Annotated in this window: 26 protein-coding genes and 1 pseudogene; 5 read left to right on the top strand and 22 right to left on the bottom strand. The window is 71.0% G+C overall.

Going from position 1 to position 25,242, the window contains the following annotated elements; genetic code table 11:
- The first annotated feature begins 83 nt into the window (after nt 1-83).
- Nucleotides 84-1,301 (top strand): arginine deiminase, encoded by a 1,218-nt coding sequence (locus FB453_RS18235; RefSeq protein WP_145791807.1) that lies wholly within the window; start codon nt 84-86, stop codon nt 1,299-1,301.
- A 51-nt stretch (nt 1,302-1,352) separates the two neighbouring features.
- On the opposite strand, the gene FB453_RS18230 is transcribed toward FB453_RS18235, so the two are convergent.
- The 15 genes and pseudogenes from FB453_RS18230 to FB453_RS18160 form a co-directional block, all read right to left on the bottom strand.
- Nucleotides 1,353-2,240, bottom strand: a complete 888-nt coding sequence (locus tag FB453_RS18230) for a DUF5926 family protein (protein ID WP_145791805.1) — start codon at nt 2,238-2,240, stop codon at nt 1,353-1,355.
- Nucleotides 2,241-2,299: 59 nt separating this feature from the next.
- Complete coding sequence (locus FB453_RS18225) at nt 2,300-2,719, bottom strand: ATP-binding protein (protein ID WP_225855275.1); 420 nt, start codon at nt 2,717-2,719, stop codon at nt 2,300-2,302.
- Nucleotides 2,720-2,780: 61 nt separating this feature from the next.
- Entirely contained in the window at nt 2,781-4,235 is a 1,455-nt protein-coding gene (locus FB453_RS18220) for a PAS domain-containing sensor histidine kinase (RefSeq protein WP_112730452.1), read from the bottom strand.
- Between the two features lie 54 nt (nt 4,236-4,289).
- Entirely contained in the window at nt 4,290-5,078 is a 789-nt protein-coding gene (locus FB453_RS18215; RefSeq protein WP_112583863.1) for a glycerophosphodiester phosphodiesterase, read from the bottom strand.
- 10 nt (nt 5,079-5,088) lie between these two features.
- Nucleotides 5,089-5,424 (bottom strand): rhodanese-like domain-containing protein, encoded by a 336-nt coding sequence (locus FB453_RS18210; RefSeq protein ID WP_030487745.1) that lies wholly within the window; start codon nt 5,422-5,424, stop codon nt 5,089-5,091.
- Between the two features lie 58 nt (nt 5,425-5,482).
- Nucleotides 5,483-6,565, bottom strand: a complete 1,083-nt coding sequence (locus FB453_RS18205; RefSeq protein WP_486480328.1) for an LCP family protein — start codon at nt 6,563-6,565, stop codon at nt 5,483-5,485.
- Nucleotides 6,566-6,618: 53 nt separating this feature from the next.
- The gene (locus FB453_RS18200; RefSeq protein ID WP_145791802.1) at nt 6,619-7,887 is read right to left on the bottom strand and encodes an LCP family glycopolymer transferase; all 1,269 of its coding nucleotides are present in this window, start codon (nt 7,885-7,887) and stop codon (nt 6,619-6,621) included.
- Nucleotides 7,888-8,046: 159 nt separating this feature from the next.
- Entirely contained in the window at nt 8,047-9,273 is a 1,227-nt protein-coding gene (locus FB453_RS18195) for an LCP family protein (protein WP_112601301.1), read from the bottom strand.
- Nucleotides 9,274-9,349: 76 nt separating this feature from the next.
- Nucleotides 9,350-10,327 carry an NAD-dependent epimerase/dehydratase family protein gene (locus FB453_RS18190; protein WP_112601302.1) on the bottom strand — a complete coding sequence of 326 codons (978 nt, stop codon included), beginning with the start codon at nt 10,325-10,327 and terminating at the stop codon, nt 9,350-9,352.
- 80 nt (nt 10,328-10,407) lie between these two features.
- Nucleotides 10,408-12,099 (bottom strand): sodium/solute symporter, encoded by a 1,692-nt coding sequence (locus tag FB453_RS18185; protein WP_145791800.1) that lies wholly within the window; start codon nt 12,097-12,099, stop codon nt 10,408-10,410.
- Nucleotides 12,077-12,442, bottom strand: coding sequence for a DUF485 domain-containing protein (locus FB453_RS18180; RefSeq protein ID WP_088950720.1), 366 nt, complete (start codon nt 12,440-12,442; stop codon nt 12,077-12,079). The genes FB453_RS18185 and FB453_RS18180 overlap by 23 nt, the downstream gene beginning before the upstream one ends.
- 175 nt (nt 12,443-12,617) lie before the next feature.
- Nucleotides 12,618-13,169 (bottom strand): annotated as a pseudogene (locus tag FB453_RS18175) (flavin reductase family protein); the annotation flags it as partial.
- On the bottom strand, nt 13,132-14,031 hold the full coding sequence (locus tag FB453_RS18170) for an alpha/beta fold hydrolase (protein ID WP_145791796.1): 900 nt from the start codon (nt 14,029-14,031) through the stop codon (nt 13,132-13,134). The pseudogene FB453_RS18175 and the gene FB453_RS18170, both read right to left, overlap by 38 nt.
- A 90-nt stretch (nt 14,032-14,121) precedes the next feature.
- Nucleotides 14,122-15,825, bottom strand: coding sequence for an ABC transporter permease (locus FB453_RS18165; protein ID WP_486480327.1), 1,704 nt, complete (start codon nt 15,823-15,825; stop codon nt 14,122-14,124).
- Nucleotides 15,810-16,574: an ABC transporter ATP-binding protein gene (locus tag FB453_RS18160; RefSeq protein WP_145791794.1), complete on the bottom strand. Its 765-nt coding sequence runs from the start codon at nt 16,572-16,574 to the stop codon at nt 15,810-15,812. Before FB453_RS18160 ends, FB453_RS18165 begins: the two co-directional genes overlap by 16 nt.
- Nucleotides 16,575-16,731: 157 nt before the next feature.
- Between FB453_RS18160 and FB453_RS18155 the strand changes: the two genes are divergently transcribed.
- The gene (locus FB453_RS18155; protein WP_091396827.1) at nt 16,732-17,232 is read left to right on the top strand and encodes a SigE family RNA polymerase sigma factor; all 501 of its coding nucleotides are present in this window, start codon (nt 16,732-16,734) and stop codon (nt 17,230-17,232) included.
- 90 nt (nt 17,233-17,322) lie between these two features.
- On the opposite strand, the gene FB453_RS34940 is transcribed toward FB453_RS18155, so the two are convergent.
- Nucleotides 17,323-17,598, bottom strand: a complete 276-nt coding sequence (locus FB453_RS34940) for a hypothetical protein (RefSeq protein WP_486480326.1) — start codon at nt 17,596-17,598, stop codon at nt 17,323-17,325.
- On the opposite strand from FB453_RS34940, the gene FB453_RS34935 reads away from it, so the two are divergent.
- Together FB453_RS34935 and FB453_RS34930 are read left to right on the top strand one after the other, a co-directional pair.
- Complete coding sequence (locus tag FB453_RS34935; protein ID WP_486480325.1) at nt 17,597-17,905, top strand: hypothetical protein; 309 nt, start codon at nt 17,597-17,599, stop codon at nt 17,903-17,905. The genes FB453_RS34940 and FB453_RS34935 overlap by 2 nt on opposite strands.
- Before the next feature lie 34 nt (nt 17,906-17,939).
- Nucleotides 17,940-18,080, top strand: a complete 141-nt coding sequence (locus FB453_RS34930; protein ID WP_486480324.1) for a hypothetical protein — start codon at nt 17,940-17,942, stop codon at nt 18,078-18,080.
- A 99-nt stretch (nt 18,081-18,179) separates the two neighbouring features.
- Here FB453_RS34930 and FB453_RS18145 read toward each other — a convergent pair whose 3' ends face one another.
- Genes FB453_RS18145 through FB453_RS18125 form a run of 5 tightly spaced genes read right to left on the bottom strand, consistent with a single transcriptional unit; the run spans nt 18,180 to nt 23,741 of the window.
- Nucleotides 18,180-19,823, bottom strand: a complete 1,644-nt coding sequence (locus tag FB453_RS18145; RefSeq protein ID WP_145791791.1) for a sodium/solute symporter — start codon at nt 19,821-19,823, stop codon at nt 18,180-18,182.
- Nucleotides 19,824-20,237 carry a DUF485 domain-containing protein gene (locus FB453_RS18140; RefSeq protein WP_486480323.1) on the bottom strand — a complete coding sequence of 138 codons (414 nt, stop codon included), beginning with the start codon at nt 20,235-20,237 and terminating at the stop codon, nt 19,824-19,826. It lies immediately after the preceding gene.
- A gap of 44 nt (nt 20,238-20,281) precedes the next feature.
- Entirely contained in the window at nt 20,282-21,985 is a 1,704-nt protein-coding gene (locus tag FB453_RS18135; RefSeq protein WP_145791789.1) for a DUF4153 domain-containing protein, read from the bottom strand.
- Complete coding sequence (locus FB453_RS18130; protein WP_112583855.1) at nt 21,982-23,064, bottom strand: sensor histidine kinase; 1,083 nt, start codon at nt 23,062-23,064, stop codon at nt 21,982-21,984. The genes FB453_RS18135 and FB453_RS18130 overlap by 4 nt, the downstream gene beginning before the upstream one ends.
- Nucleotides 23,061-23,741: a response regulator transcription factor gene (locus FB453_RS18125; protein ID WP_112698851.1), complete on the bottom strand. Its 681-nt coding sequence runs from the start codon at nt 23,739-23,741 to the stop codon at nt 23,061-23,063. Before FB453_RS18125 ends, FB453_RS18130 begins: the two co-directional genes overlap by 4 nt.
- A 183-nt stretch (nt 23,742-23,924) precedes the next feature.
- On the opposite strand from FB453_RS18125, the gene FB453_RS18120 reads away from it, so the two are divergent.
- Nucleotides 23,925-24,476: a Uma2 family endonuclease gene (locus tag FB453_RS18120; RefSeq protein ID WP_167457702.1), complete on the top strand. Its 552-nt coding sequence runs from the start codon at nt 23,925-23,927 to the stop codon at nt 24,474-24,476.
- 92 nt (nt 24,477-24,568) lie between these two features.
- Here the strand turns inward: FB453_RS18120 and FB453_RS18115 are convergent, their stop codons facing one another.
- Entirely contained in the window at nt 24,569-25,231 is a 663-nt protein-coding gene (locus tag FB453_RS18115; protein ID WP_112724991.1) for a DUF5701 family protein, read from the bottom strand.
- Nucleotides 25,232-25,242 lie beyond the last annotated feature (11 nt).

The following is a 25,242-nucleotide window of genomic DNA, read 5'->3' as shown; positions in this document are numbered from 1 at the left end:
CGCCGGAGTGACTGTGGATGAATGCCATATTCATCCACAGTTCTTTTCTCGGATGCCGCTAAACCCTGCCCTACGCTGCGGGAGTGACCCACTACGTCGACAGTGAAGTCGGGCGGCTCGGCACGGTACTGCTGCACCGGCCCGGCCCCGAACTGGCCCGGCTCACCCCGCGCAACAACGACTCGCTCCTGTTCGACGCGATTCCCTGGGTGGGGCGCGCCCAGGAGGAGCACGACGCGTTCGCCGCCGCCCTGCGCGAGCGCGGCGTCGAGGTGCTCTACCTGGCCACCCTGCTGGCCGAGACGCTGGCCGTCGCGGACGCCCGGGCCGAACTCACCGAGCAGGTGCTGCGCTCCCGGCGGCTCGGCGACACGCTGCGCGCCCGCGTCGCCGACCACCTCTCCTACCTGGACCCGGCCACGCTGGCCGACGTGCTCACCGCGGGGCTGGCCCACGAGGAGTTGCGGATCAGCTCCGAGCGACCGGGAGGGCTGGTCTACACGCTGATGGACCGACACGACTTCGTCATCGACCCGTTGCCCAACCTGCTCTTCACCCGAGACTCGTCGCTGTGGATCGGCGACCGGGTCGGTGTCACCAGCCTGGCCATGCCGGCCCGCCGCCGTGAAACCACCCTGACCGACGCCATCTACCGCCACCACCCCCGGTTCGCCGGCACCGAATTCGTCTACCGTCCCAGCCTCGAGCACCTGGAGGGCGGGGACGTGTTGCTGCTCGCGCCCGGTGTGCTGGCGGTCGGGGTGGGCGAGCGGACGACCCCGGCCGGCGCGGAACGCCTCAGTCGGCAGGTCTTCGCCGCCGGCCTGGCCCACACCATCCTGGTGGTGCCGATCGCCCAGAAGCGCGCCACCATGCACCTGGACACTGTGTGCACGATGGTCGATGTGGACGCCGTCCTGATGTACCCCAACATCGCGAGCACGCTGTCCGCGTACACGGTGATCGCCGGCGGGGACGGCGAGGACCCGCGGGTGGACGGGCCGGCGCCGTTCCTGCGGGCCGCCGCCGACGCGATGGACCTCGACCTGCTCCGGGTCATCGACACCGGGCTGGATCCGGTCACCGCGGAACGCGAGCAGTGGGATGACGGCAACAACACCCTCGCGCTGGCCCCCCGGCTGTGCGTCGGCTACGAGCGCAACACGGAGACCAACGCCCAACTGGAGCGGGCCGGCATCGAGGTGATCCCGATCGCCGGCTCCGAGCTGGGCTCCGGTCGTGGCGGACCGCGCTGCATGTCCTGCCCGATCACCCGCGACCCGCTACCCGTCGCCGGCTGAGCACGCGACGACCGCACCCGCCGCCCGGCTGTGCGGGACGACGGCCCCGGCTCAGCGCAGGGTGAGCTGGCGGCCGAGCAGCCCTTGACGGGCCCGGCGACCGGCGGCGTCGAGTGGGTCGGTGACGGTGAGCGCCTCGGCGTACCGCTTGGCGAACTGCGCCACCGGCTCCTCCCACTTGGCCGCCGGGGTCTCCTCCGGCAGGTCCCAGACCGGCACGAGTCGACCGTGCGCGCGGAACATGCCGGCGAACCTGGTCTGCTCCCCGAGCGTCAGCGTGCCGGCCGCGCCGAGACGGGCCAGCGCGTCCAGTGCGGCGTCCTCGTCGTCCGGCAGCACCCAGCGCACGTGGGCCTTCTCCGGGACCTGACACCAGTACGCGGCCTTCGCCGCGGTCAGCCGGACCGTCGGGTAGATGGCCGCGTTCGCCCGCTCCAGCGACGCCTGGACGGTCGGATCGTCGGCGGCCCCGGGGTCGAGCCAGAAGTCGAAACCGTCGTGCATGGTGATGTCCAGCGGACCGTCCACGAGAATGTCCTGCAGCCGGGGCCCGGGACCGGGCAGTGGCGGCACGGCCACCTGGCCACCCGGCTCGGCACGCAGCGCGCTGAGCAACGCGTCTGCCAGATCCCGCGACACGTCACCGGACTGCTGGTGGCGCTGGAGACCGATCAGCACCCGGCCGTCCGGCTTGGTGATCGCCGGGGCGGCCATGGGCAGGACCGTGGCGAGCGTCACCGTCCGGTCGCCGAATTCCTCGACCACTGCGGGCGCCAGCCGCAGCGGGGCGGAGGCGGCGGGCACCAGTTCGCGCAGCGCGATCCACTCGGACTCGTCGACCAGCCCGTCGAACGGACGCGGCACGAAGACGTCCCGCACCTTGTCGCGACGGGGGGTGGTGTCGGCGGCGGCGCGCTGGCTCTTTCGACGCTTACTCACGGCGTCACAGCCTAGAGCCCCGAGCGGCTCGCCGTGACCGGGACCCGCCCGAGCCGTCCTCAGCCCGCTGGCACCAGGTCGGGTCGGGGTGTCGGCACCCTGTCGAACTCCGCCCAGACGCGCTGGCCCATGCCGTCCTGCTCGACGCCCCAACGGGTGGCCAGGCCGGCCACGATGTGCAGCCCTCGCCCGTCCGCCGCGTCCGGGCTGGCCGTCCGGAGCCGTGGCCCGGCGCTCGCGCTGCCGCCGTCGGTGACCCGCAGCTGGATCAGTGCGCCCTCGGCCGAGGGCCGCAGCTGCCAGGCAACCCGGATCACGCCGCCGGGCAGCGGTCTGGCGTGCCGCACCGCGTTGCCCACCAGCTCCGCGAGCACCGCGATCAGGTCCGCGAGGAGCGTCGGGGGTACGACGTCCGCCAGCTCGGCGGCGAGCCGGTGTCGGGCCAGCCGTGCCCCGCCCGGGTGGTGGGGAACCACCACGCACCAGGCTCGATCCCTCGTTGCCGCTGCCACCGTCGCCTCCACGTCGCGCCACCCCTGGTCAACCGCGTGGTAGCCGCACCTCTGCGACCGTACCGCCGCCGGTCCTCGGACGTAGGGATACCCATCCATTCTGCTGTTCAACGATCCGGCGGACGAGATAGAGGCCGAGCCCGGCCCCCGGGTAGCCGCGACGGTCGCCGGACTCGCCCTGCCAGAACCGGTCGAACGCCCGTTCCACGTGCTCGGGTCGGATGCCGATGCCCTGGTCGCTGACCCGGAACGCCACCAGGTGACCGTCGCCCGAGGCGGTGATCTCGATGGGAGAACCAGGTGCCGAGTACTTACCGGCATTGGTCGTCAACTCGGTCAGCACCGTGGACAGGCTGGGCCGGTGACCGAGCGCCTTGGGCAGATCGCTCGGGAGGCGGAGCACCAGCCGACGGCGCAGCTCCGCCGGCAGGTCGACGACGGCGGAGCGCAGCGCCTCGCCGAGATCGAACGGGGTGGGAGGGTCGTCGCCCGGCCCCACCTCGGCCGCCGAGCTGAGCAGACGGTCGACAAGCCGGGCCAGCTCGTTGGCGCGTTGCCCGATCACCCGGGCCGCCTGCCGTCGGTCGACGTCGGTCAGCGACTCCCAGTGGTCGGTGAGGGTGTCCGCGTACCCCTTGATGACGGTGACCGGGGTGCGCAGCTCGTGGCTGGTCACCGCGACGAACAGCTCGCGGTCGTGGTCGCGGCGCTGCTGGTCGGTGATGTCGCGGAAGGTGACCACCCGTAGCGTTCCCGGGCCGGGCAGGTCGCCGGAGGTGATCCGCAGCCAGCGGCCGTCCGGCATCCGGTGGTCCCGAACCTGCCCGGAGGGCGGCAGCGGGAACGGCAACGGGCGGCTCAGCGCCTGCTCGACCGTCCGGCCGGTGACCTGGGCGGCGGCCGGGTTCCAGAGCCGGACGTGCCCGTCCCGGTCGACGACGGCCAGCCCGTCGGCGAGGGCCGCCACCACCGGGCCGTCGCCGTGCACCGGCAGGCCACTCTGGTCGCCGTACATGTGCCCGATGCAGGAGGCGAGATAGCCGATGACTCCCTGCTGCTCGGCGCCCGGCTCCTCGTCGCCCGGATAGAGCGCGTGCAGGCTGCCGACGGTGTGACCGCCGATCTCGGCCCGGGAGACGACCATCCGGCGCAGGCCGCTGCCGGCCAGTTCGCCGGCCAGCTTGCCGTTGAGGTCACTCACCCGCGCCTGACGTACCCGTGGCCCGGAGAGCAGGCAGACGGTGTCCGGGTCGTCGACGGCCAGTGGTCGGCCGAGGGCCCACTCCGCCGCGCCGGTCGCGGCGATGACGCGACCGCCGGTCGGACCGAACTCGACGAACGCCATCCCGGTCGCACCGAGCGCCGGCTGGGCCACCCGGAGCAGCTGGGTGAGGACCGGTAGGCCCGCGTCCCCAGAGTTGATCATCTCGATCACGACGGTGTGGCCGGCGAGGAGAGCGGGGAAATCGATACGCTCCGGCATGTGCCGAGTCTGCCCCGCCGGCCCGGTTTTGGGCACCCCCGCCCGGTCGATGGGTCAGCGGTCCAGCCGGGCGAGGGCGTACGCGGGCCGGTCGGTGATGATCCCGTCCACCCCGGCGGCCAGCACCAGCTCCAGGTCGGTCGGCTCGTTGACCGTCCAGACGTACACCTGGTTGCCGGCTGCGCGCAGTGCGGGCAGCAACTGCGGGCGGGCCCGGACCAGGCCGATGCCCGGCCCGGCGATCCGGGTGCCGAACGGCAGCCGACCCAACCGCAGCCAGGGCGGCAGCACCTCCAGCAACAGCACGGTGGGCAGCGTCGGGGCCAGCTCGCGCACCCGACGGACCGCCAGCGGGGAGAACGACATGACGGTGACCTGCACAGGGTCATCCGGCGCGGGGTCGGCCAGCCCGTACCGGCGCAGCAGGCTGACCAGTCGCCGTTCCACGTTCGAGCCGTAGCGGGACGGGTGCTTCGTCTCCACCAGCAGTCGGACCGGCCGCCCGGCGGCGAGCACCGCGTCCAGGAGCCGGGCCAGGGTCAGCAGCCGGGTGTGCGACTCGTCCGGTGGCAGGTCGCCGTTCGGGGCGCTGCCCGGGTGCCAGGAGCCGAAGTCCAGGGCGTCCAGCTCGGCGAGCGTACGCGCGCTGACCAGACCGCGACCGTTGCTGGTGCGGTCGAGTCGTCGGTCGTGCACGCAGACCAGGTGCCCGTCCCGGGTCAGCCGGACGTCGCACTCCAGGCCGTCGGCGCCCTCGTCGAGGGCGCGCAGGTAGGCGGCGAGGGTGTGCTCGGGTAGGTCGAACGAGGCGCCGCGGTGCGCGAAAACCAGTGGCCCGCCCATTCCGCCGGCCTCAGATGACCTGGCCGGGCTGCCCGTTCGCGTCGACCACCGGTCGGCCGACCGCAGCCCACTGGCGCATCCCGCCGTCGGCGTTGCGCACCTGCTCCCAGCCGTTGTTGATCAGGTAGGCCACGACCTGGGCGGAACGCCCGCCGGAACGGCAGACGACCGCCACCTCCCGGTCGGTGGGCACCTCGGCCAGCCGGGCCGGCAGCTCCATCATCGGCAGGTGGTGGGCGGTGGGCGCGTGGCCGGCCGCCCACTCGTCGTCCTCCCGCACATCCAGCAGGTAGGTCTCGTCGGCGATCTCGGTCACGGGCACGGTGGGAACCTGGGGTCCGAACACAGGAAGCAACATTAGATCCTTGTGGCCCGGTTCGGCACCGACCGGGCCGTCGGCACCGTCACAACCGGGTCACCCAGCGGGGGTTTGCCTGCGCCCAGGCCGGTACCCGGGTGCCGCGGAGCGCCTCGAAGAGCCCGTTGCCGCCGTTGTCCAGCACCACGTACGAGACCTCGTCGATGGTCTGCGGCGAGGAGGGCACCTGGACGCCGCGCATCCCGTCGGGCGGCAGCGCGCGCAGCGCGAGGAGCAGGTCCTCCAGGGGTACGCCGTTGGTGTCGACGGTCAACGAGCTGCCGACCGCCCGGAGCACCTGGTCCAGTTTGACGGGGTTGCTCCGCAGGTCCGCCCTGCCGGCGCTGTCCAGCATCGCCCGGAGCAGTTGCTGCTGGTGGCGCTGCCGATCGTAGTCACCGCCGGGCAGGTCGTAACGCTGTCGCACGTAGTCCAGCGCCTGCGCCCCGTCCATCTGGTGGCAGCCGGTGGTGAAGACCCGGTTGGTGTGGATCGAGCGGACCTCGGTGTCCACGCACATCTCCACCCCGCCGAGCAGGTCGATGACCTTCCGGAAGCCGGAGAAGTCGATAAGCGCGGCGCCGTCGAACCGGATTCCGGTGAGCTGGTGCAGTGTGGCGGAGAGCAGTTGGGCGCCGGCCTGTCCGCCGCCACCGTGCTCGTACGCGGCGTTGATCTTGTCTTGACCGCCGCCGAAGCCGTTCGCCGGCGGGATGGCGACCAGCAGGTCACGCGGGATGGAGACCAGGTACGCCTCCCGCTGCCCGGCGGGGACGTGCACGATGAGGATGGTGTCCGAGCGTTGGTCCGGGCCGCTGTCGCCCGGGCGCCGGTCGGAGCCGACCAGGAGGTAGTTAAGCGGCCCGTCCAGGTCGGTGCGCTCGGTGCGGGCGTCGGCGTCGAGCAGTTGCTCCTTGGTCACCGTGCGGTCGTAGCGGTGGCTGAGCGTCTTGAGCCCGGCCACGGCGAGCCCCGCCAGCAGGACGAGAGCCAGGCCGATGCCGAGCAGGATCCGCGGCCAACGGGCGCGAGGCGACCGGGCGGACGGGGTCGTTCCGGCCCGGCCCGCTGCGTTCCGTCCCCACCTGGACGTGACCGCCTCCCCGCAGCCGATAGTGAACCTACTCACGTCAGGCTACGGGCGGTGACGAGGCCGTCGCTGGCTTTCCGTGACTCCCGGCCTCACTTGCGGGTGGAGATCACCTCGGGGTGGGTGAAGACGAACTCGGCGAGTTTGTCCTGCTTGACGGCCTGGAACATCGCCATCGTCTCTTCGCTCAAGCCCTCGGTGTTGTTGTTGTTGGCGTGGAAGGTGCCGTTGTTGGTCTTGAGCATGGTCAGCTCGTTGCCGGTGACCCCGCGCATGGTGAAGATGAAGTCCTCGATCGGCACGCCGCCGGTGTCCAGTACGAACGCCTTGCCCGCCGCCTTGATCAGGTTGTTCATCTTGGCCGGGTTGGACAACATCCCGCCCTCGGTGGCCTTCTTGGCCATCGCCTTGATCAGCTGCTGCTGGTTGGCCTGCCGGTCGTAGTCGCCGTTCTTGAGGGACTTGCGCTGCCGGGAGTAGTCGAGCGCGGCCCAACCCTCCATCTCCTGGCAGCCCTTCTTGTGCACCACCGGGGTCCGCTCTTTGCCGGTCTTCTTGGCGTCCGCGTTCCACATCGGCTTGCCGTCGACGTACGACATGTGCAGCGACTTGACCTCCTGGCTGACACAGATCCGCACCGTGCCCAGGGTGTCGATGACGTTCTTGAAGCCCCCGAAGTTGATGATCGCCGCGCCGTCGAAGCTGATCCCGGTGAGCCGCTTGATCGTCTGTGCCATCAGCTGGGCGCCGCCTTCCCAGCCGCCACCGTTGGCGGCACCGGCCTGGAACGCGGCGTTGATCTTCCCGGAGCCGCCGCCGTAGCCGCTCTTCTTGAACGCCGGGATCTGCGCCTCGGTGTCACGAGGGATCGAGATCAGATACGCCTGGTCGTGCGTGGCCGGAATGTGCAGGATGATGATGCTGTCCGAGCGGACGTCGTCGGCGGCCCAGCGCTCCCGCGCGTCCACGCCGAGCAGCAGCATGTCGATCGGGCCGTCCAGGCTCGCACCGCCCTCGGCGTCGGACTTGCCGGCATCGCCCAGCAGGTTGCCCTTCGCGATGCCGCCGGTCGCCTGCCCGATCAACGCCTTGCTGCCGACGATGGCCACCCCGCTGCTGAGCATCAGCACGGCACCGAAGACAACGGTCAGCCTGGCCCAGAGCGGGTCCTTGCGCTTGGTCCGCTTCTTCGACCCACCGCCACCCGGGCGGTCGCCGCCGCCGCCACCGCCGCTGCCGGGCGGACGCGAGCCCGGCCCGCCGCCCGAGGGGCGTGCCTGCGCGGGTATGGCCGCAGCGACTCGACCGCTGGGGGCGGCGGACCCGGAGGTAGAAGGGCGACGACTGGCCTGAACCGGCATGCGTGCTCCAGCTCGTGATCAGGAGGGGGCGGCACCACTGTACGTACATCAAATCGACTTGGCGAGTTCATCCCGGGTCAATCCGGACGTCGAATTTTGCAGATTCAGTCGATCGTCGCTGCTCGATGACCCGAACGGTTGGTGCCAGTCGGGCCGTCGTCAGCCGCCGTCGTTGCTCTTCGGCGGGTTCGCCTTGACCCACTCGGCCATCGTGTCCGCGGACATGGCCTGGTACATCGCGAGCGCCTTCTCCCGGTCCGACACCACCACCGACTCGCCGTTGATGGTGTCGCTGCCCGAGTTCGGGCTGGTCACAAAGGTGAGGTTCTGGCCGCGCAGGTTACGGAACTGCAGCGCCATGTCTGTAACCGAGAAAGTCTGGTCGACGGTTACGGCCGCGGTCACCGACTTGAGGAAATCGTTGAGCTTCTTCGGGTTCGCCAGCGTGCCGGTGCTGGCCGCCTTGTCCATCAGTGCCCGAAGGAACTCCTGCTGGTGCCGCATCCGGGCGAAGTCCCCGTCCGGGAACTGCTTGCGCTGCCGGATCCAGTCCAGCGCCTCCGCGCCGTCCATGTGGTTGGTGCCCTTGGTGAAGGTCCGGTACGGCTTGTGGATCGAGGTGACGGTGCGCTCGACCTTCAGGTCCACCCCGCCGAGGGCGTCGGTGACCTCCTTGAAACCGCCGAAGTCGATCGCCATCACGTGGTCGATCCGAACGTCGGTGAAGCACTCCACGGTGCGTACCGCCAGCGGCAGCCCACCGAACGCGAACGCAGCGTTGATCTTCGCGCGCGAACCGGAGCCGCAGTCCGCGCCGGCGCTCTCCGGGATCGGCACGTACAGGTCCCGGGGGATGGAGACCAGGTAGGCCTCCTGGTGGTCGGCCGGAATGTGCATGACGATGATCGTGTCGGCGCGCCACTGACTCTTGCTGTCGACCGGCGCGTCCGGGTCCCGTGAGTCGCTGCCGACCAGCAGGATGTTCAGCGCGCCATCGACGGTCTTGGCGGGCCGACCACCGGTGATCTCCGCGAACGGGTCGGTGCGGGCCAGGTCACTGTTGAGGTTGCGGGCGTACAACCAGGCACCGACGCTGCCGAGCAACGCGAGCACCAGCACCACGGCCCCGGCCACCAGGGCGATCCGACCCCAGCGCGGTCGCGGGCCGCGCCGCCCCGGACCACCGGTGCCACCCGGACCGCCGGGCCCGGGGGGCCCCGCCGGGCCGCCGGAGCGGGGCTGCTCCTCGTCGTACGACGGGTAGAAGCGCGCCTCGGTCGGACGGGCACGCCCGGAGGCGCCCCGGTCGGGGCCGGGCACCGAGGCGCGCCCGGCGCTCCGGTGCAGGTACGGATGCGGGACGCCGGCAGACGAGGTCGCGGACATGTAACTCAGGGTACGTAGCGGGAGCCACTGCCGCCTTCAGGCGACACTCAGCGGCAGGCGGTACGCGAAAATCTGGTTACCCTAGCCGCGACCGGAAGTACTCGATCGTGCGTCGCAGGCCATCTTCGGGCGCGACCGACGGCTCGTATCCGAGCAGTTCACGAGCGAGCGTGAGATCCGGTCGACGCATCTCCGGGTCATCCGAGCTGCGGGTGACATAGGTCACCTTCGAGGTGCTGTCGGAGAGCGACACGATCAACTCGGCGAGTTGCCGCATGGTCAGCTCGTGCTCGGTGCCGCAGTTGACCGGACCCGTCTCGGTCGAGTCGAGCAGCAGCAGGATGCCGCGCACCAGATCCTCGACGAAGCAGATGGACCGGGTCTGGTTGCCCGTGCCGTGCACGGTGATCGGCTCGCCGCGCAGCGCCTGGGAGATGAAGGTGGGGATGGCGCGGCCGTCGTCCGGGCGCATTCGCGGGCCGTACGTGTTGAAGATCCGGACGATCGCCGCGTCGAGCCCGCGGTAGCGGTGGTACGCCATCGTCGCGGCCTCGGAGAAGCGCTTGGCCTCGTCGTAGACGCTGCGGACCCCGATCGGGTTGACGTTGCCCCAGTAGGTCTCCCGCTGCGGGTGCTCCTTCGGGTCTCCGTACGCCTCGGAGGTGGAGGCCATCAGGAACCGGGCGCCGTCGGCGGTCGCGCGCTCCAGCAGGTGCAGGGTGCCGACCGAGCCGACCCGGAGGATCTCCACCGGCAACTGGGCGAAGTCGGTGGGGCTGGCCGGAGAGGCCATGTGCAGGATCGCGTCGAACCGCTCGGCCAGCGCCGGGTGGTGGGTCGGCAGACCATCGGAGATGTCCGCTTCGACGAGGGTGAAGGTCGGCCGATCCAGCAGGTGGGCGACGTTCTCCTTGGAGCCGGTCACGAAGTTGTCCAGCGCCACCACCGTGCAGCCCCGGGCGATCAGGGAATCCACCAGGTGCGACGGGACGAAACCGGCGCCGCCGGTGACGAGAACGCGGTGACCGGAACCGAAGCGCTCAGCAACCTTCATGCCGGTCAGCCTACCGACCCCCATTTCCACGAAGAGGCCCCCTGTTGAGCACAGGGGGCCTCTCGTGACGAGCGCTCGGATCAGTGGGCGCCGGAGCCCGTGAGGGCCCGCACCTCCAGCTCCGCGTACTTGTCCTCGTCGTGCTCCTTGGAGATGACAGTGCCGATCCACCCGCAGAGGAAACCGAACGGGATGGAGAGGATGCCCGGGTTGGACAGCGGGAACCACTGCCAGTCGTGGTCCGGGAACATCGAGGTCGCCGCACCGGAGACCACCGGCGAGAAGAACACCAGCAGCACGGCCGAGAGCAACCCGCCGTAGATCGACCACACCGCGCCGGAGGTGTTGAACCGCCGCCAGAAGAGGCTGTAGAGGATCGCTGGCAGGTTGCCCGAGGCGGCGACCGCGAAGGCCAGCGCCACCAGGAACGCCACGTTGAGGTTCTGCGCATAGATCGACAGGGCGATCGACACCGCGCCGATCCCCAGGGCGGAGATCCGGGCGACCCGCACCTCCTGCCGCTCCGACGCTTCACCCTTCTTCAGCACGTTCGCGTAGAAGTCGTGCGCCAGGCTGGACGACGAGGCCAGGGTCAACCCGGCGACCACCGCGAGGATGGTGGCGAAGGCGACCGCCGCGATGATCGCCAGCAGGGCTGCCCCGCCCAGTTCACCGCCGAAGAAGTCGATGCCGAGCGCTTCGGCCAGCTGCGGCGCAGCGGTGTTGCCGGCCTTGTCCTGTGCCGTGATCGCCTGGCTGCCGACCAGCGCCGCCGCACCGAAGCCGAGGGCCAGGGTGAGCAGGTAGAAGGTGCCGATGATGCCGATCGCCCAGAGCACGCTCTTACGGGCCGCCTTCGCGGTCGGCACCGTGTAGAAGCGGATCAGGATGTGCGGCAGACCGGCGGTGCCGAGCACCAGGGCGATGCCCAGGGACAGCAGGTCGACCTTGTTGTAGAACGTCTGTGTCGAGTTGCCGGCGACCTCGACGCCGTACCGGAGCCCGGGTTCGAGGAACGCGCTGCCCTTGCCGGAGGCGGCGGCCGCCTGGCCGAGCAGCTCCGACAGGTTGAAGTTGAACTTCGCCAGCACCAGGATGGTCATCAACAGCGCGCCGCCCATGAGCAGGAACGCCTTGACGATCTGCACGTAGGTGGTGCCCTTCATGCCACCCACGGTCACGTAAATGATCATCAGCGTGCCGACCATGATGATGGTGGCCACCTTCGCGGTGTCCGCATCCATGCCGAGGAAGGTCGTCCCCGGCCGGATGCCGAGCAGCAGCGCGACCAGCGCGCCGGCGCCGACCATCTGGGCGAGCAGGTAGAAGATCGACACCGTGATGGTGGAGACCGCCGCCGCCGTACGCACCGGACGCTGACGCATCCGGAAGGCCAGCACGTCCGCCATCGTGTACCGGCCCGAGTTCCGCAGCAGCTCCGCGACCAGCAGCAGGGCCACCAGCCAGGCGACCAGGAAGCCGATCGAGTAGAGGAAGCCGTCGTAGCCGTACAACGCGATGATGCCGGCGATGCCGAGGAACGAAGCGGCCGACATGTAGTCGCCGCCGATCGCCATGCCGTTCTGGAAGCCGGAGAAGGACCGGCCGCCAGCGTAGAAGTCGGTCGCCGTCTTGGTCTGCCGGCTGGCCCAGATGGTGATGCCCAGGGTCACCGCCACGAAGACCAGGAAGAGCGTGATGGTCAGGTTGCGGGCGGTGTGATCGCCCGCCTCAGCCGCGAGGAACGTCTCAACCGCGTGAACCGTCTTCACGGGTCACCTCCCCGATCTCGGCGCGGATCCGGTCCGCGATGGGGTCGATCTTCCGGTCCGCGTACCGGGAGTAGAGCCAGGCGATCAGGAACGTGGAGACGAACTGGAGCAGGCCGAAGACCAGTGCGACGTTGATGTTGCTGCCGAACAGCTTCGTGCCCATGAAGTCCCGGGCGTACGCGGAGAGAATGACGTAGAGCGCGTACCACAGGAAGAACGCGACGGTCATCGGGAAGACGAAGCCGCGCAGCGCACGCCGCAGCCCGGCGAACTCGTCCGACCGTTGTACGGCCAGGTACTTGTCCGACTGGGAAGCAGCCGGAGCGGGTGTGTCCGTGGACATCTGTGGATCACCACCTTCACAGGCGTCAGAGGAGTTTCGCGCACCGTAAAGAGCGCACTCCCCGGCAGGGAAGGCTGAGATCGACGCCGGTCGGCGAGTGCGCCGAGCGGTTGGCTGGCTGCGCCAAGTGACTCAGGTCACTGCGGTGATCGGTCGCCCCTGGCGAGGTGTCCGTTCAGGCCGGCAGCTCGTGGTAACGACCGCGGTAGTGCAGCAGCGGAGTTGCCTCCTCGGCCAGCTCGACCGCCTCGATCGTGGCCTCGACCAGCAGGCCCCAGCCGTACTCCCGGGCGGTGTCCAGCCGGCACCCGGCCCAGCCGCCGGCGTCCGCCGGAACCGGCCCGTACGGCGTGTCGTTCCACGCACCGGTGGCGAAGAGCCCGCCCGGGGCGGGGAAGAGGCCGGCGAACCGGTCGGCGAGTTGCCGGTGCGGCGGGCCGAGCGGCGTGACCGCGAACCGCCCCGACTCCTCGACGGCCGCCCAGAGGTCGGACTCCGGGTCGATCAGCCCGAGCAGCCGGTCCGGTTCCCCCTCGGCCACCAGGGTGGACGAGACGGTCAGCCCGGCCGGACCGGGCGCCGTCCAGAGGGTCACCGGTGCGGCGAGGCGACCACGCAGCCGGCGTACCGGCGACCGTTGCCCGGTCGGCACCGCGAACGGATCGGTGTGGTGGATCTCGGCACCCGGCTCATGATTCACGTGAAACATTGTGACCCGCCCCGCCCGTCGCCCGAACCCGACCGGCGAAGGAGCGAATCAGGGCGGCGACCTCGTCCGGTCGCGTGTCGAGCACGAAGTGACCCCCGTCGAGCAGGTGCACCTCCGCCCCCGGCACGTCGGAGCGGTACGCCTCGGGTTCGGTGACCTCGAACGAGGTGTCGTACCGACCCCAGACGACAAGCAGCGGCGGCTGGGTCCGGCGCAGCCAGTCCTGCCAGGCCGGGTACGAGGCGACGTTGGTCCGGTAGTCGTACTGGAGGTCCACTTGACGCTCGACCTCCCCGGGGCGACTGAGGAAGGCGTGCTCGTCGACCCACAGGTCGGGGTCGTACCGCTCCGGGTCCGGATCGTTGCCGACGTGCCGGGTCCGGATCGCCGCCATCGAGAGGACGTTCTCCCGGACCGCCGCCTCGTGCGCGGCCCGGTCCTGCCAGAAGGCCCGGCGGGTGCCCCAGAGCGGGCCCAGGCCGGTGTCGTGGGCCACCGCGTTCTGCACGATGAGGCCGCGCAGGCGACAGGGATCGGCGAGGGCCATCCGGAACCCCACCGGTCCTCCGTAGTCCTGCACGTAGAGCAGGTAGCGATCCACGCCGACGGCGGCGGCGAAACCCGCCATCGTCTCGGCGATCCCGTCAAAGGTGTACGGACTCCGCGGATCCGGGGCGGCACTGTGCCCGAAGCCGGGGTAGTCCGGCGCGATCAGCCGGAACTGGTCGGCGAGCCTGTCGAACAGCGGCTCGAACATGCGCGACGAGGACGGGAAACCGTGCAGGAGCAGCAGCACCGGCGCGTCCGGTGCCCCCGCCTCCCGGTAGAAGATCGAGAGCCCGTCGACGACGATGCTGCGGTAACGCGTGTGCGAGCCCATGCCGACCGCCCCTTCGCCCCGACTGCTCGCACCATAACGAGGGTCGGTTGCCCCCGACCGGCGTTCGACCGGACGGGGGGCGGCCCGCGCTCAGCGCCGGGGGGTGACAGTGGCCAGCAGTTCCGGCTGGCGGCGGTCCAGCACGTCGCCGGCCAGGTACGCGCCCAGCAGTGCCGCGCCCAGCCCGTAAGCGGCACCGACCGGCAGGGCCAGCCAGAGCCACGCGTCACCGAGTAGCGCGGCGGCCACCACCATCGGCACAGCGGCGACCACCGAGGCGAGCATGGCCAGCAGGGTCAGCAGCCCCTTCGCCAGGCCCGCACCGCTGTTCATGGCGAACGGGTTGCTCGTCTCCGGCAGTGAGTACGCCCCGAGCACCGAGATCAAACTGTTCACCGCCAGCCCGGCACCGTAGGTGGCGACCAGGCCGCCGATGGTGAGACCGATCCACTCCGGTCGGCTGAGCAGAAACGACAACACCACCGCGACGACGCCCAACATCGGCAGCACGTACAGCGAGAAGGCCGTCATCCGGGCCCGCAACTCGACCCGGCCGGGCACGCCAGCCACCACGTTCGCCGCGTACGCGCTGCCGTCGAAGCCGAACTGGTTGGCCAGGGTGACGGCGGCGAGCACGCCCACGAGGAGCATGGAGATGGTTACCACTACCGGTGAGCTGTCGCTGGCGGCGGCCGTGAACCCGGCACCGTCCTCGAACGCGAAGTCCCCGCCCGTAACGTTGATCAACACCGGCACGAAGATGCCGACCACCGCGATCGTGATCAGGTTGGCCCGGCGGCGCGCGTCCCGCCACCAGTAACGGGCCTCCCGGGCGACCAGAGCACCGAACCGGTCCCGGCCGGCCCAGGTGGCGACCCGGGGAAACAGTTGGGCGACAGCGCCGCCGGTGACCCCGCGCCGCACCGGGGCCTTACCGGCGCTCGCCGCACCCACCATCGCCGACTCGATCGACCGGGACCACCAGGCCAGCAGGGCGCCGAGCGCCACCACCGTGATCAGCAACTTGACCGGCGCCGCCCACACCCGCCCCTGGGCCACGTCGATGCCGACGGTCCACGGAGCGCCCAACGGCGTCCACCCGATGACGGTCGCCACGCCGGTCAACCGGGTCCAGTCCGCCTCGCGCAGCGCGGCGAGGCCGAAGATCTGCAACGGGCCGAGCAGCGCGGCGGTCACCGCCAGCAGCACGGCCGCCAGGTCGCGGACCCGTCGGGACCGCAACATGGTGGCGAAGGCGCTGGTCACCGCCCGGCTGGCGGCCACACAGAGCAGTATCCCGACGAGCACACCCACGACGGCGACCAACCCCGCCGACCAGCCACCCAACGACCAGGCGGTCAGCACCAGCCCGAACGACGCGATGAGAACCGCCAGCACCGGCACGCTGATCAGCGCCGCCACGAACAGGCCGGTCACCAACGTGCGCCGGGGCAGCGGCAGCAGCGCGAACCGGGCCGGGTCCAGTGTCTCGTCCACACCGAAGAAGACAAGTGGCAGGAACAGCCAACCGAGCACCAGCAGCCCGCCACCCGCCGCCGCGATCAGCACCGCGTACCGGCCGTCGCCGGTCAGGCCCGGCGCGGCGAAGAGGAAGAACCCCGCGGCGGCGAACCAGAGCCCGAGCAACGCGCCGCCGACGAACAGGGCGATCCGCCAGCCCTGGCCCCGGAAGTTGTTGCCCATCACCCGCAGCTTGAGCCGCACGAAGTGTCGAGCGGAGACCGACCGTACCGGCGCGGCGGGGGTGGCGTCCGCGCTCACTGGGAGAGCCACGACAGCTCCTCGCCGGTCGCGGTGCGGCCGCCGACCACCTCGACGAAGACCTGCTCCAACGAGCGACCGCCACGGACCTCGTCGATGGTCCCGACCCGCTTGATGGTGCCGCCGGCCAGGATCGCCACGTGTGAGCAGAGCCGCTCGACGACCTCCATCACGTGACTGGAGAACACCACTGTGCCGCCGCCGGCCGCGTAGCGGGTGAGGATGTCCCGGATCAGCGCCGCGGAGACCGGGTCGACAGCCTCGAACGGCTCGTCCAACACCAGCACCCGAGGGCCGTGCAGCAGCGCGCAGGCCAGGCCGATCTTCTTCTTCATGCCCGCCGAGTAGTCCACCACCAGCGTCCGACCGGCGTCGCCGAGCGCCAGCACGTCCAGCAGCTCGGCAGCCCGCTGGTCGATTACCGTTGGGTCCATCCCCCGCAACAACCCGTTGTACGCCAGCAGCTCCGCCCCGGTCAGCCGGTCGAACAACCGGACCCCGTCGGGCATGACGCCGAGCAGCCGCTTGGCGGTGACCGGGTCCTGCCAGACGTCGTGCCCGAGCACCCAGGCCGAGCCGGCGTCCGGCCGCAACAGCCCGACCGCCATCGACAGGGTGGTCGTCTTGCCGGCGCCGTTCGGGCCGAGGAGGCCGTAGAAGGAGCCGGCGGGGACGTCCAGGTCGACGCCGGCCACCGCGATCGTGCCGTCGAACCGCTTGGCCAGGCCACGCAGTGCGAGCGCGGGGTGCTCAACAGTCATGCGCCGACGTTATCCGTCGATCGCCAGTTCCGCCGTCCGGCGACGGGCGGACCCGCGATCATCCCCGAGGCGGACGAGCCACTCTCCTCGCGGAACCTGATGCAACCGGACACCGTGCTCGCGGGTGACAGAGGCAGGAGCGACACGGGGAGGGACATTGGACAGAGATGACGGCTTCGAGGAGTTCTACCGAGCCAGCAGGCACCGGGTGGTCACCGTGCTGTATGCGCTCGGTGGCGACATCCACGAGGCGCAGGACGCCGCGCAGGAGGCGTACGTGCGGGCCTGGCAGCGTTGGCGGCGCATCAGCGAGTACGACGATCCGGAGGCGTGGGTGCACGTCGTGGGACACCGCCTCCTCCAGAACCGGTGGCGGAAGATTCGGAACGGGATCACCGCCCATCGGCGGAACAGTCCGGTGACCGCTGTCGGACCACCATCGGAGAACACCGTCGCGCTGGTCGCCGCGTTACGCCAGCTGCCGAGGGACCAACGCGAGGCGATCGTTCTGTACCACCTCGCGGATCTCTCGGTCGCGGACATCGCGACGCGGACTGCTGCTCCGGTCGGCACTGTCAAGGCCCGACTCGCCCGAGGGCGCAGGGCCCTCGCACCTCTGCTCGGCACCACCCTCCCCGAGGAGGTCAGCAATGCCTGATCAGCCCTTCGTCGAACTGTTCCAGGACACCGAGCACCTGAGCTGGGCCCCGACCGAGCAGGTGCGGGAGCGCGGCCGGCGGCGGACCCGTCAGACGAGGATCGCGGCGGCGCTCGCCGCAGTGGTGGCGGTGGCAGTGGTGGCCACCGGGGCGGTGGCGCTGGCCGGCGGCCGGGAGGGGGCGCCGACGCCGGTGCTCCCGGCGACCGGATCACCCACCCCGACACCCACGCCGTCGGCCACCTCGGTCGCGCCTCGGCCATCGACGACCAGCACCACTCCCGCCGCACCGCCCTCGAGCCCATCACGTACCAGTGGTCGGCCGTCGGCCGGTTCCACCGACCCGGCGATTCCGGCCGCAGCCATGCTGCGGCTCTCGGATCTGCCCGCCGGCTTCACGATGGCAGAGGACGACATCGACGGCGACTGGAGCCTGGAGTCAGTGTCGATCTACTGTCGCGAAGCGCCGACGGGGACGTCCAACGGCAGGCTCGCCCAGCGAACCGTCTCGTTCGACTCGCCGACCGACAGGATGATCCAACGCGTCGTCCGTTTCTCGATTCGCGATGCTGCCCTTGAGATGGACGCGGTCCGGGCACTTTTCACCGACTGCAAACCCAGGGGGGGCGACCAGTTCGATGTCGGTCCTGGCCGATGGGCTGGGGGCCGGTGACGAGTCTCTGCTGGTGGGCTCGAACATTGAGGGCGTGCGGAGCCGCTGGCTCGTCGTACGGCAGGGTGACCTGGTGGCACAGGTCGCGTTGGACATGGACACCACCCCGAAGGAGGCGCGGCGGTACGCCCGCCCGGTGGCGCAGCGGCTCTGCGCCGGCACTGACACCTGTTGACCTGGTGGCGCCCCCGGCGCACCTCTGCCATGGTCAAGCTGGATCCGAGGGCAAAGGCGCATGGCGGTGATCATGGCTGAGGGCATGTCGCAGCGGTGATCACTGCATGCGGAGAGCTTCCGGGGTGTGTAGGCGGAGCATGGTGGCGGCGACGTCGGCCGGGGCCCGCCTGCGTGTCGCCATCGACACGGCGACCATCACGGTGAAGGCCAGCGGCACCGTCCAGGCGGCCGGCTGCGCGATGAGCGTGGCCGGCCAGCCGGACAGCGGTGGGCCGAGCACTGTTACCAGCACCGCGCCGATCGCCGCGCCGCCGCCGGCCACCACGCCGGCGGTGGCGCCCACGTCCGTCAGCCCGCGCCACCAGATGCCGAGCACCAGCAGCGGGCAGAAGCTCGACGCGGCGACCGCGAAGGCCAGCCCGACGACCTGCGAGACGTCCAGCCCGGAGACGTGCAGCGCCAGCACCGCGGGCACACCACCGGCGATGACGGTGGCCAGCCGGAACCCGCGTACCGAGCCGCGGCCGAGCACGTCCGTCGAGATCACCCCGGCGACGCTGGTCAGCAGGCCGGACGAGGTGGAGAGGAACGCCGCGAAGGCACCCGCGGCGACCAGCGCGGCGAGTAGCCGCCCGGCCAGGCCGTCACCCAGGGCCGCTTCGGGTAGCAGCACCACCACGGCGTCCGTCTGGCCGCTGAGCAGCAACTGCGGGGTGTAGATCCGGCCGAGGACCCCGTACAGGGTGGGCAGCAGGTAGAACGCGCCGACCAACGCCAGCACGACCAGGGTGGTCCGGCGGGCCGCCGCGCCGTCCGGATTGGTGTAGAAGCGCACCAGCACGTGCGGCAGGCCCATGGTGCCCAGGAAGGTGGCCAGGATCAGCGAGTACGTGGCGAACAGGCCCCGGTCGTCGTCACCGGCGGCGCTGGGCAGCAACCAGTCGTCGGCGTCGGTGGCCACCCCGGAGACGTCCGGCACCGGATCACCGGCGGCGAAGGTCAACTCGTCGCCGGGGCGTACCTCCCGGATGTCACCGTCGGGCAGGGTGAGGGTCGCGCGATGCTCGACCACGACGGTGGTCGCGGCCCGGAACGTCGGCCCGTCGGGCGGGGTCACCGCCGGGCGGCCGTCGGCCTGCCACTGCAGGGCCAGGAAGATCACCGGTACGGCGAGAGCGGTCAGCTTGAGCCAGTACTGGAACGCCTGCACGAAGGTGATCGCGCGCATGCCGCCCAACGCCACGTTCGCGGTGACCACGGCCGCCACCAGCAGGGCTCCGAGGGGGTACGGGGAGCCGGCCACCGTGGCCAGGGTCAGCCCGGCGCCCTGGAGCTGCGGCACCAGATACAGCCAACCGATGAAGATGACGAAGGCGGTGGCCAGGATGCGGAGTCGACGCGACCCCAGCCGCAGCTCGCAGAAGTCGGGCAGCGTGAACGCACCGGAGCGACGCAGCGGCGCGGCCACGAAGAGCAGCAGGGCCAGGTAGCCGGCGGCGAACCCGACGGGGTACCAGAGCACGTCCACGCCGTACTTGAGGACCAGCCCGGCGATGCCGAGGAAGCTCGCCGCCGACAGGTACTCCCCGCCGATGGCGGCGGCGTTCCAGGTGGGACTGATCGCCCTGGACGCCACCAGGAAGTCGGACGTGGTCCGGGCCAACCGCAGCCCGTAGAAGCCGATCCCGACGGTGACCAGGGTGACCGCGACGATGGCCGGGACCACGAAGTCGTTGCCCACTCAGTGCTCCGGCCGTTGCACCAGGTCGGTGAAGTCCTGCTCGTTGCGCTCGGCCAGCCGCACGTACGCCCAGCCCACGCCGATCAGGAACGGGAAGGAGGCCACCCCGAGCAGCAGCCACGGCAGGTTGACGCCGGCGACTGTGGTCCGGCCGAGCGAGGGCGCGATCGCGAACAGCCAGGGCAGCCCGCCCAACCCGATGGCCACCACCAGGGACAGCCGCAGCGCCAGCGCGAGCTGGGCCCGGACCAGGCCGCGGACCAGCGCCTCGCCGACCTGGGTCTGCTGGACCAGCTCGGTGCGGGTCCGCTCGGCGCGGGTGTCCTGCCTGGTGATCTCGGCCAGCACGATCCGGGACCGCCGGGGCGGCGGTACCGCACCGCTCGACCCCACGTCGGGGAGTTGCTTGGCCACCCCGGCAGTCTCGCCCGCCGTACGCGATTGTCAAGCGTTCATGCTCACCAGCGTTGCAAGCCGAGGCAGTCGGTCACGCTGGCGCTCACCGGGGTCGTGTGGAGAACCCGCCGGGCGCGTTCCCTGCCGAGGTTCGCCGCCCAGAAGCCGTCCCGGGGCAGCTCGGCGGCGATCTCCCCCAGCGCGCAGGAGCGCATCGGCTCGGGCAGCCGAGCCAGGGCCGGTACGGCGTCGGCCGACAGCCCGGACAGGTAGCTGACGTCCAAGCGGCCGGTCTCCAGGTACCGGTCGACGTTCCGTTCGGCGATCAGGCGATCCGGGTTGAGAAGGGCCAACCCGAGCAGCGCCAGCACCGCGGTGCCGACCACCAGCCGGGGGAGCCATTCGGCCCGCAACCGCGCCACGGCAACCCCGACCAGGACGAAGAGCAGCCCGAGCCAGATTTCGATGGTCGACACGACGAGCCGCAGCCGGGTGGCACCGTACGCGTCGGCGTAGACCTGCATCCGGTAGAGCGCGGAGGCGACGATCACCAGACTGAGCACTGTGAGCGTGCCGAGCAGTCCGCGGACCAGCAGCCGGTCCCCTCGGGTGGCCTTCGGCGCCCGACGGGCGGCGATCGCGATCACCAGCAGGGTGAGCGCGGTGACGGCGAGCAGTTGCCAGAACCCGCCACGGGCGTACTGGGCGTAGGTGAGCCTGGCCGTACGCAGCACGTGCCCCGCCCCGCCGAACAACACAGTCAGCTGGACCAGCACGAACGCGGCGAACAGGGCGTCGAGCAACACCAGCGGGAGGGTCCACTCCAGCCGATGGGCCGGCCGTGACGACGCCAGTCGCAGGCCCTCCAGGTCGGGCGGGCGGGTGACCAGGTACGCGCCACCGAGCAGACCACCGCCGATCAGGGCCAGCCGCAGCAACCAGCCGATCACACCGGCCGGCGCGATGTCGGGCAGCAGACCGCCGACCAGGTTGGCGAAGACCGCGTCGGCGGAGGAGAAGAGCAGTCCGAACAGCGTCAGCAGGACGGCGGACACCGCCAGGCTGGTAACGATGCGTCCGAACCCGATCCCCGAGCCCGCGGAGCGGTTGGTGCGCACTCCGCGTACCGCCCACGGGAGCGCCCGTACCGTCGCGGCCGGTGGCAGGGTCACGGCGACCAGCATTCCGAATGGGCTTCGCCCGCCGGTCACCGCGAGCGTCCCGGTCCCCACCGCTGCCACCAGGCAGAGCGCGAAGAGCCAACCGGCGGCCCGGAACGTGCCGACGGCGATCAACGCGACAGTCGCGGCAGCCCAGGCGGCCTGCGCCACCCGCCCCGGTGCCCCCGTGGCACCGGGACGGGCGGGTTCGGCGCCGGTTGCGGGGCCGGGCTCGGTCGGCGCGGTGCGGCCCGCAACCGGCAAGGACGCCCCGGACCTGACGACCGCGGCGGTGCTGAGGGCGGCCGTGCCGGCCAACGCGGCGACCAGCCAGCCGAGGCCCGGACGAACCATCGTGAGCACCGAGGCGCCGACGACCGCCGCCGCCGCCGACGCCACCAGCACCGTCGGAACCGCATCGCCGGATGGTCCCGGCCAGCGCCGCGCGATCACCGATGGTGGCCGGGGCAGGAGCGGCGTGGCCGGAGCTGCCGGGGGCCAACCGGCTGCCGGCGGTGCGGCCGGGCCGGGCCTGACGGCCGGGGCCGCCTGCGCCGGCCCGGTCGGCCCGGTGGCCGGGAGGGGGGTGCTGCCGGGGCTGGTCATGCGGCCTCTTCTCGGTATGGCCCGTCGCACGGGATGGTGACCTGAATGCGGCAGCCGGGCCGGTCACCCCGGTCTGGCCCGGCGGGATCGAGGACACCGATCCGACCGCCGTGCAGTTCGACGACCCACCGGGCGATGGCCAGGCCGAGCCCGGTCCCGCCGCCGGCCGACCGGTCGCCGCGGGTGAACCGCTCGAACACCCGGGAACGCTCGTCCGGTGGAATGCCCTGGCCCTCGTCGCTCACCTCGAAGCGGAGCTGGTCGCCGTGTTCCTCCGCGCACACCCGTACCGTGCCGCCGGGTGGGCTGTGTCGGGCCGCGTTGTCGAGGAGGTTCGCGAAGACCTGGTGCAGCCGCCACGGGTCCGCGTGGACCGTCAGCGGTGTCGGCAGGTCACGGAGCTGGAAGCGCACGTCCAGCCCGGCGCCGGACGCGCTGGCCGTCGCGTGCTCCACCGCCTCGTCGAGGAAGTCCCCCACGTCCATGCGTACGCGCCGCAGCGGCACCACCCCGGCGTCGAGTCGGGACAGGTCGAGCAGGTCGGCGACGAGGTGCCCGAGCCGTTCGGTCTGGGCCAACGCCGAACGCAGCGCCGCGGGTTCGGGGTCGGCGACCCCGTCCACCATGTTCTCCAGCACGCCCTGCAACGCGGTGATCGGCGTACGCAGCTCGTGCGAGACGTTGGCGATCAGCTCGCGTCGACGCTGGTCGGCGGCGTGCAGATCCTCGGCCATCTTGTTGAACGCCTGGGCCAGCTCGCCGACCTCGTCGCGGGAGGTGGCGCGCACCCGACGTGTGTAGTCGCCGCGGGCCATCGCGCCGGCGGCCGCCGTCATGTCCCGCAACGGTGAGGTCATGCCGTGGGCGAGCACCTGCGAGGTGAGCAGGGCGACGGCGATGGCCGTGGCCGAGGTGATCGGCGGCGGCCAGCCGATGCCGTACGAGAAGTAGGCCAGGCCGGCCGCCCCGGAGGCGACCAGCAGCACACCCAGCTTCAGCTTGATCGAGCGCACCGGATCCAGCGGTCGGGGCAGTAGCTCCAACACCCGGTCCAGCCGGGTGAGCAGGGTCGCCGTCATGATGGCAGCTCCAGGGCGTAGCCGACCCCGTGCACCGTGCGGATGAGGTCGGCACCCAGCTTGCGGCGCAGAGCCTTGATGTGGCTGTCCACGGTGCGGGTGCCGCTCCCGTCGCCCCATCCCCAGACCTCGGCGAGCAGCCGTTCCCGGGGGAGCACCGTGCGAGGCCGCCCCGCGAGGTGGACCAGCAGGTCGAACTCGGTCGGGGTGAGGTGCACGTCCGCCCCGGCCCGGCGGACCCGTCGCTCGGCCTCGTTGATCTCGATGTCGCCGAGGCGGATGGCGGGCGGCGCGGGAGTGGCGGCGGCTCGCTCCATCCGACGCAGCAGGACATGCACCCGGGCGGTGAGTTCCCGCATCGAGAACGGCTTGGTGAGGTAGTCGTCCGCGCCGACCGCCAGCCCCACGAGCAGGTCGGTCTCGTCGTCCCGGGCGGTGAGCATCAGCACCGGCACCGGCCGGTCAGCCTGGATCCTGCGGCACACCTCCAGGCCGTCGAAGCCCGGCAGCATCACGTCGAGGACGACGAGATCCGGATGTCCGGCGTGGAACTGCGCGACCGCGCTGGGCCCGTCCGCCGCGATCTCCACAGTGAAACCCTCGGCCCGTAGTCGGGCGGCGATGGACTCGGCGATGGTCCGTTCGTCCTCAACCACCAGTACCCGGCGTGCGTTCATGGGTCCTGACTGTAGGCAGCGGCCGTGGAGATCAGTGGTTTGCGTTGTGAATAACCTGTGGAGAACCGGTCACGGCTGTGGATAACTCGGGGATCATGCCGGCTGGCGTGTGGGAACTCCGGAGGCTCGTTGTGGACAACCGACCGAGCTGTCAGGGTGGTCCGGTAGAGAGGAGGTGTGACGGTGACCAACCCTGCCCGGCCCGGCTGGGGTGACGCCTGGACGGTGGACGACCTCCAGAGCCTCCCCGAGGACGACCAGGTCTACGAGATCTTCGACGGGAGCCTGCTCGTGTCCCCCCATGCGGACGTCTTCCACGGCGCGGTCGCCAATCGCCTCCGCCGGATCCTCGACCGGCAGGCCCCCGTCGGTGTGCTCGTTGGACAGGACATCGGGGTCAGCGCGAAACGCTCGTCGTACTTCGTGCCTGATCTCTTCGTCGCCAGTGAGAGCGCACTGGACAGCGGCGGTGCCGCGCTCGACCCGGCCAACGTGCTCCTCGTCGTCGAGGTGATCTCGCCGAGCAACGCTGGCCGCGATCTGGTGCTCAAACGCCACGAGTACGCGGCCGTCGGCATCCCGCTCTACTGGCTGGTGGAGCCCCGCAAGCAGACCCTGACCGTGCTGGTGAGTAGCGCGGGCGGTTACCGCGAGCAGGCCGTTCTGGCGGTCGGCGAGGTCTACCGCACCGAGCAGCCGTTCCCCCTCGCCCTGCCGTTGGCCGACATCTTCTGACCCCGGGGCTCGATCCACTCGAGTTCCTGAAAGTCGGGCTATCCGGGCCGGTGGGATGGCCCGACTTCCAGGAACCCAAGTACGGCCTGCGGTCACTCCAGGCCGATGCGCTCCGGCCGGGCTGAGGCGGAGCCGAGCCAGGTGTGCGGGTTGCCGTACCAGCACCAGCCCAGCTTGGGTGCGCCCTGGCTGATCCACAGCGCAGGCACCCGCTTGTCGCCGCAGCGGGAGCCGACCAGCGAGAAGCACCGGTTGCTCGCCAACGCGGCCGGGTGCAGCGTGATGAAGGCGAGCCCCTCGTCGATGCTGAGCGGCAATCGGCCCTGAGCGGTGATCCCCTCCATGGCCGTGGCGGGTGCCAGATTGCGGTACTCCTCGCCCCGGTCGACGTCGAAGAGCAGGTACGCCGGCCCGGCCGGCACCTCCAGCTCCTTGATCGGGTCGAAGCGGGGCAGGTCGTCCTCGGCGTAGTTCCGGTCGATGACGCCGGGCTTGCGCTTGCCGGCCAGGGTGGTCAGCTCCACCCGCTCCGGCACACCGATCAGGTCCCGGGTGATGACCAGCAGGAACGGCACCCGGGCGTCGGTGGGGTCGGGCAGGCCGGCGGTGCCCTCGACCGCCCTGGCCCGCAGTGGCGCGACCAGGTCGCGGAAGGCGCTCTCGGTCAGCCCGGCGAGGGCGGGGTAACCGAGCTGCACCAGTCGGTCGAGTTGGCTGTCGAACTCGGTTTCGGCGTCGAACGGGGTCTCGGTCACGGCAAGCCTCC

This window comes from Micromonospora sp. CNZ322, from assembly GCF_007827755.1.
Note: the sequence above shows the minus strand (reverse complement) of the source record. Positions and strands in the feature narration are given on the sequence as shown.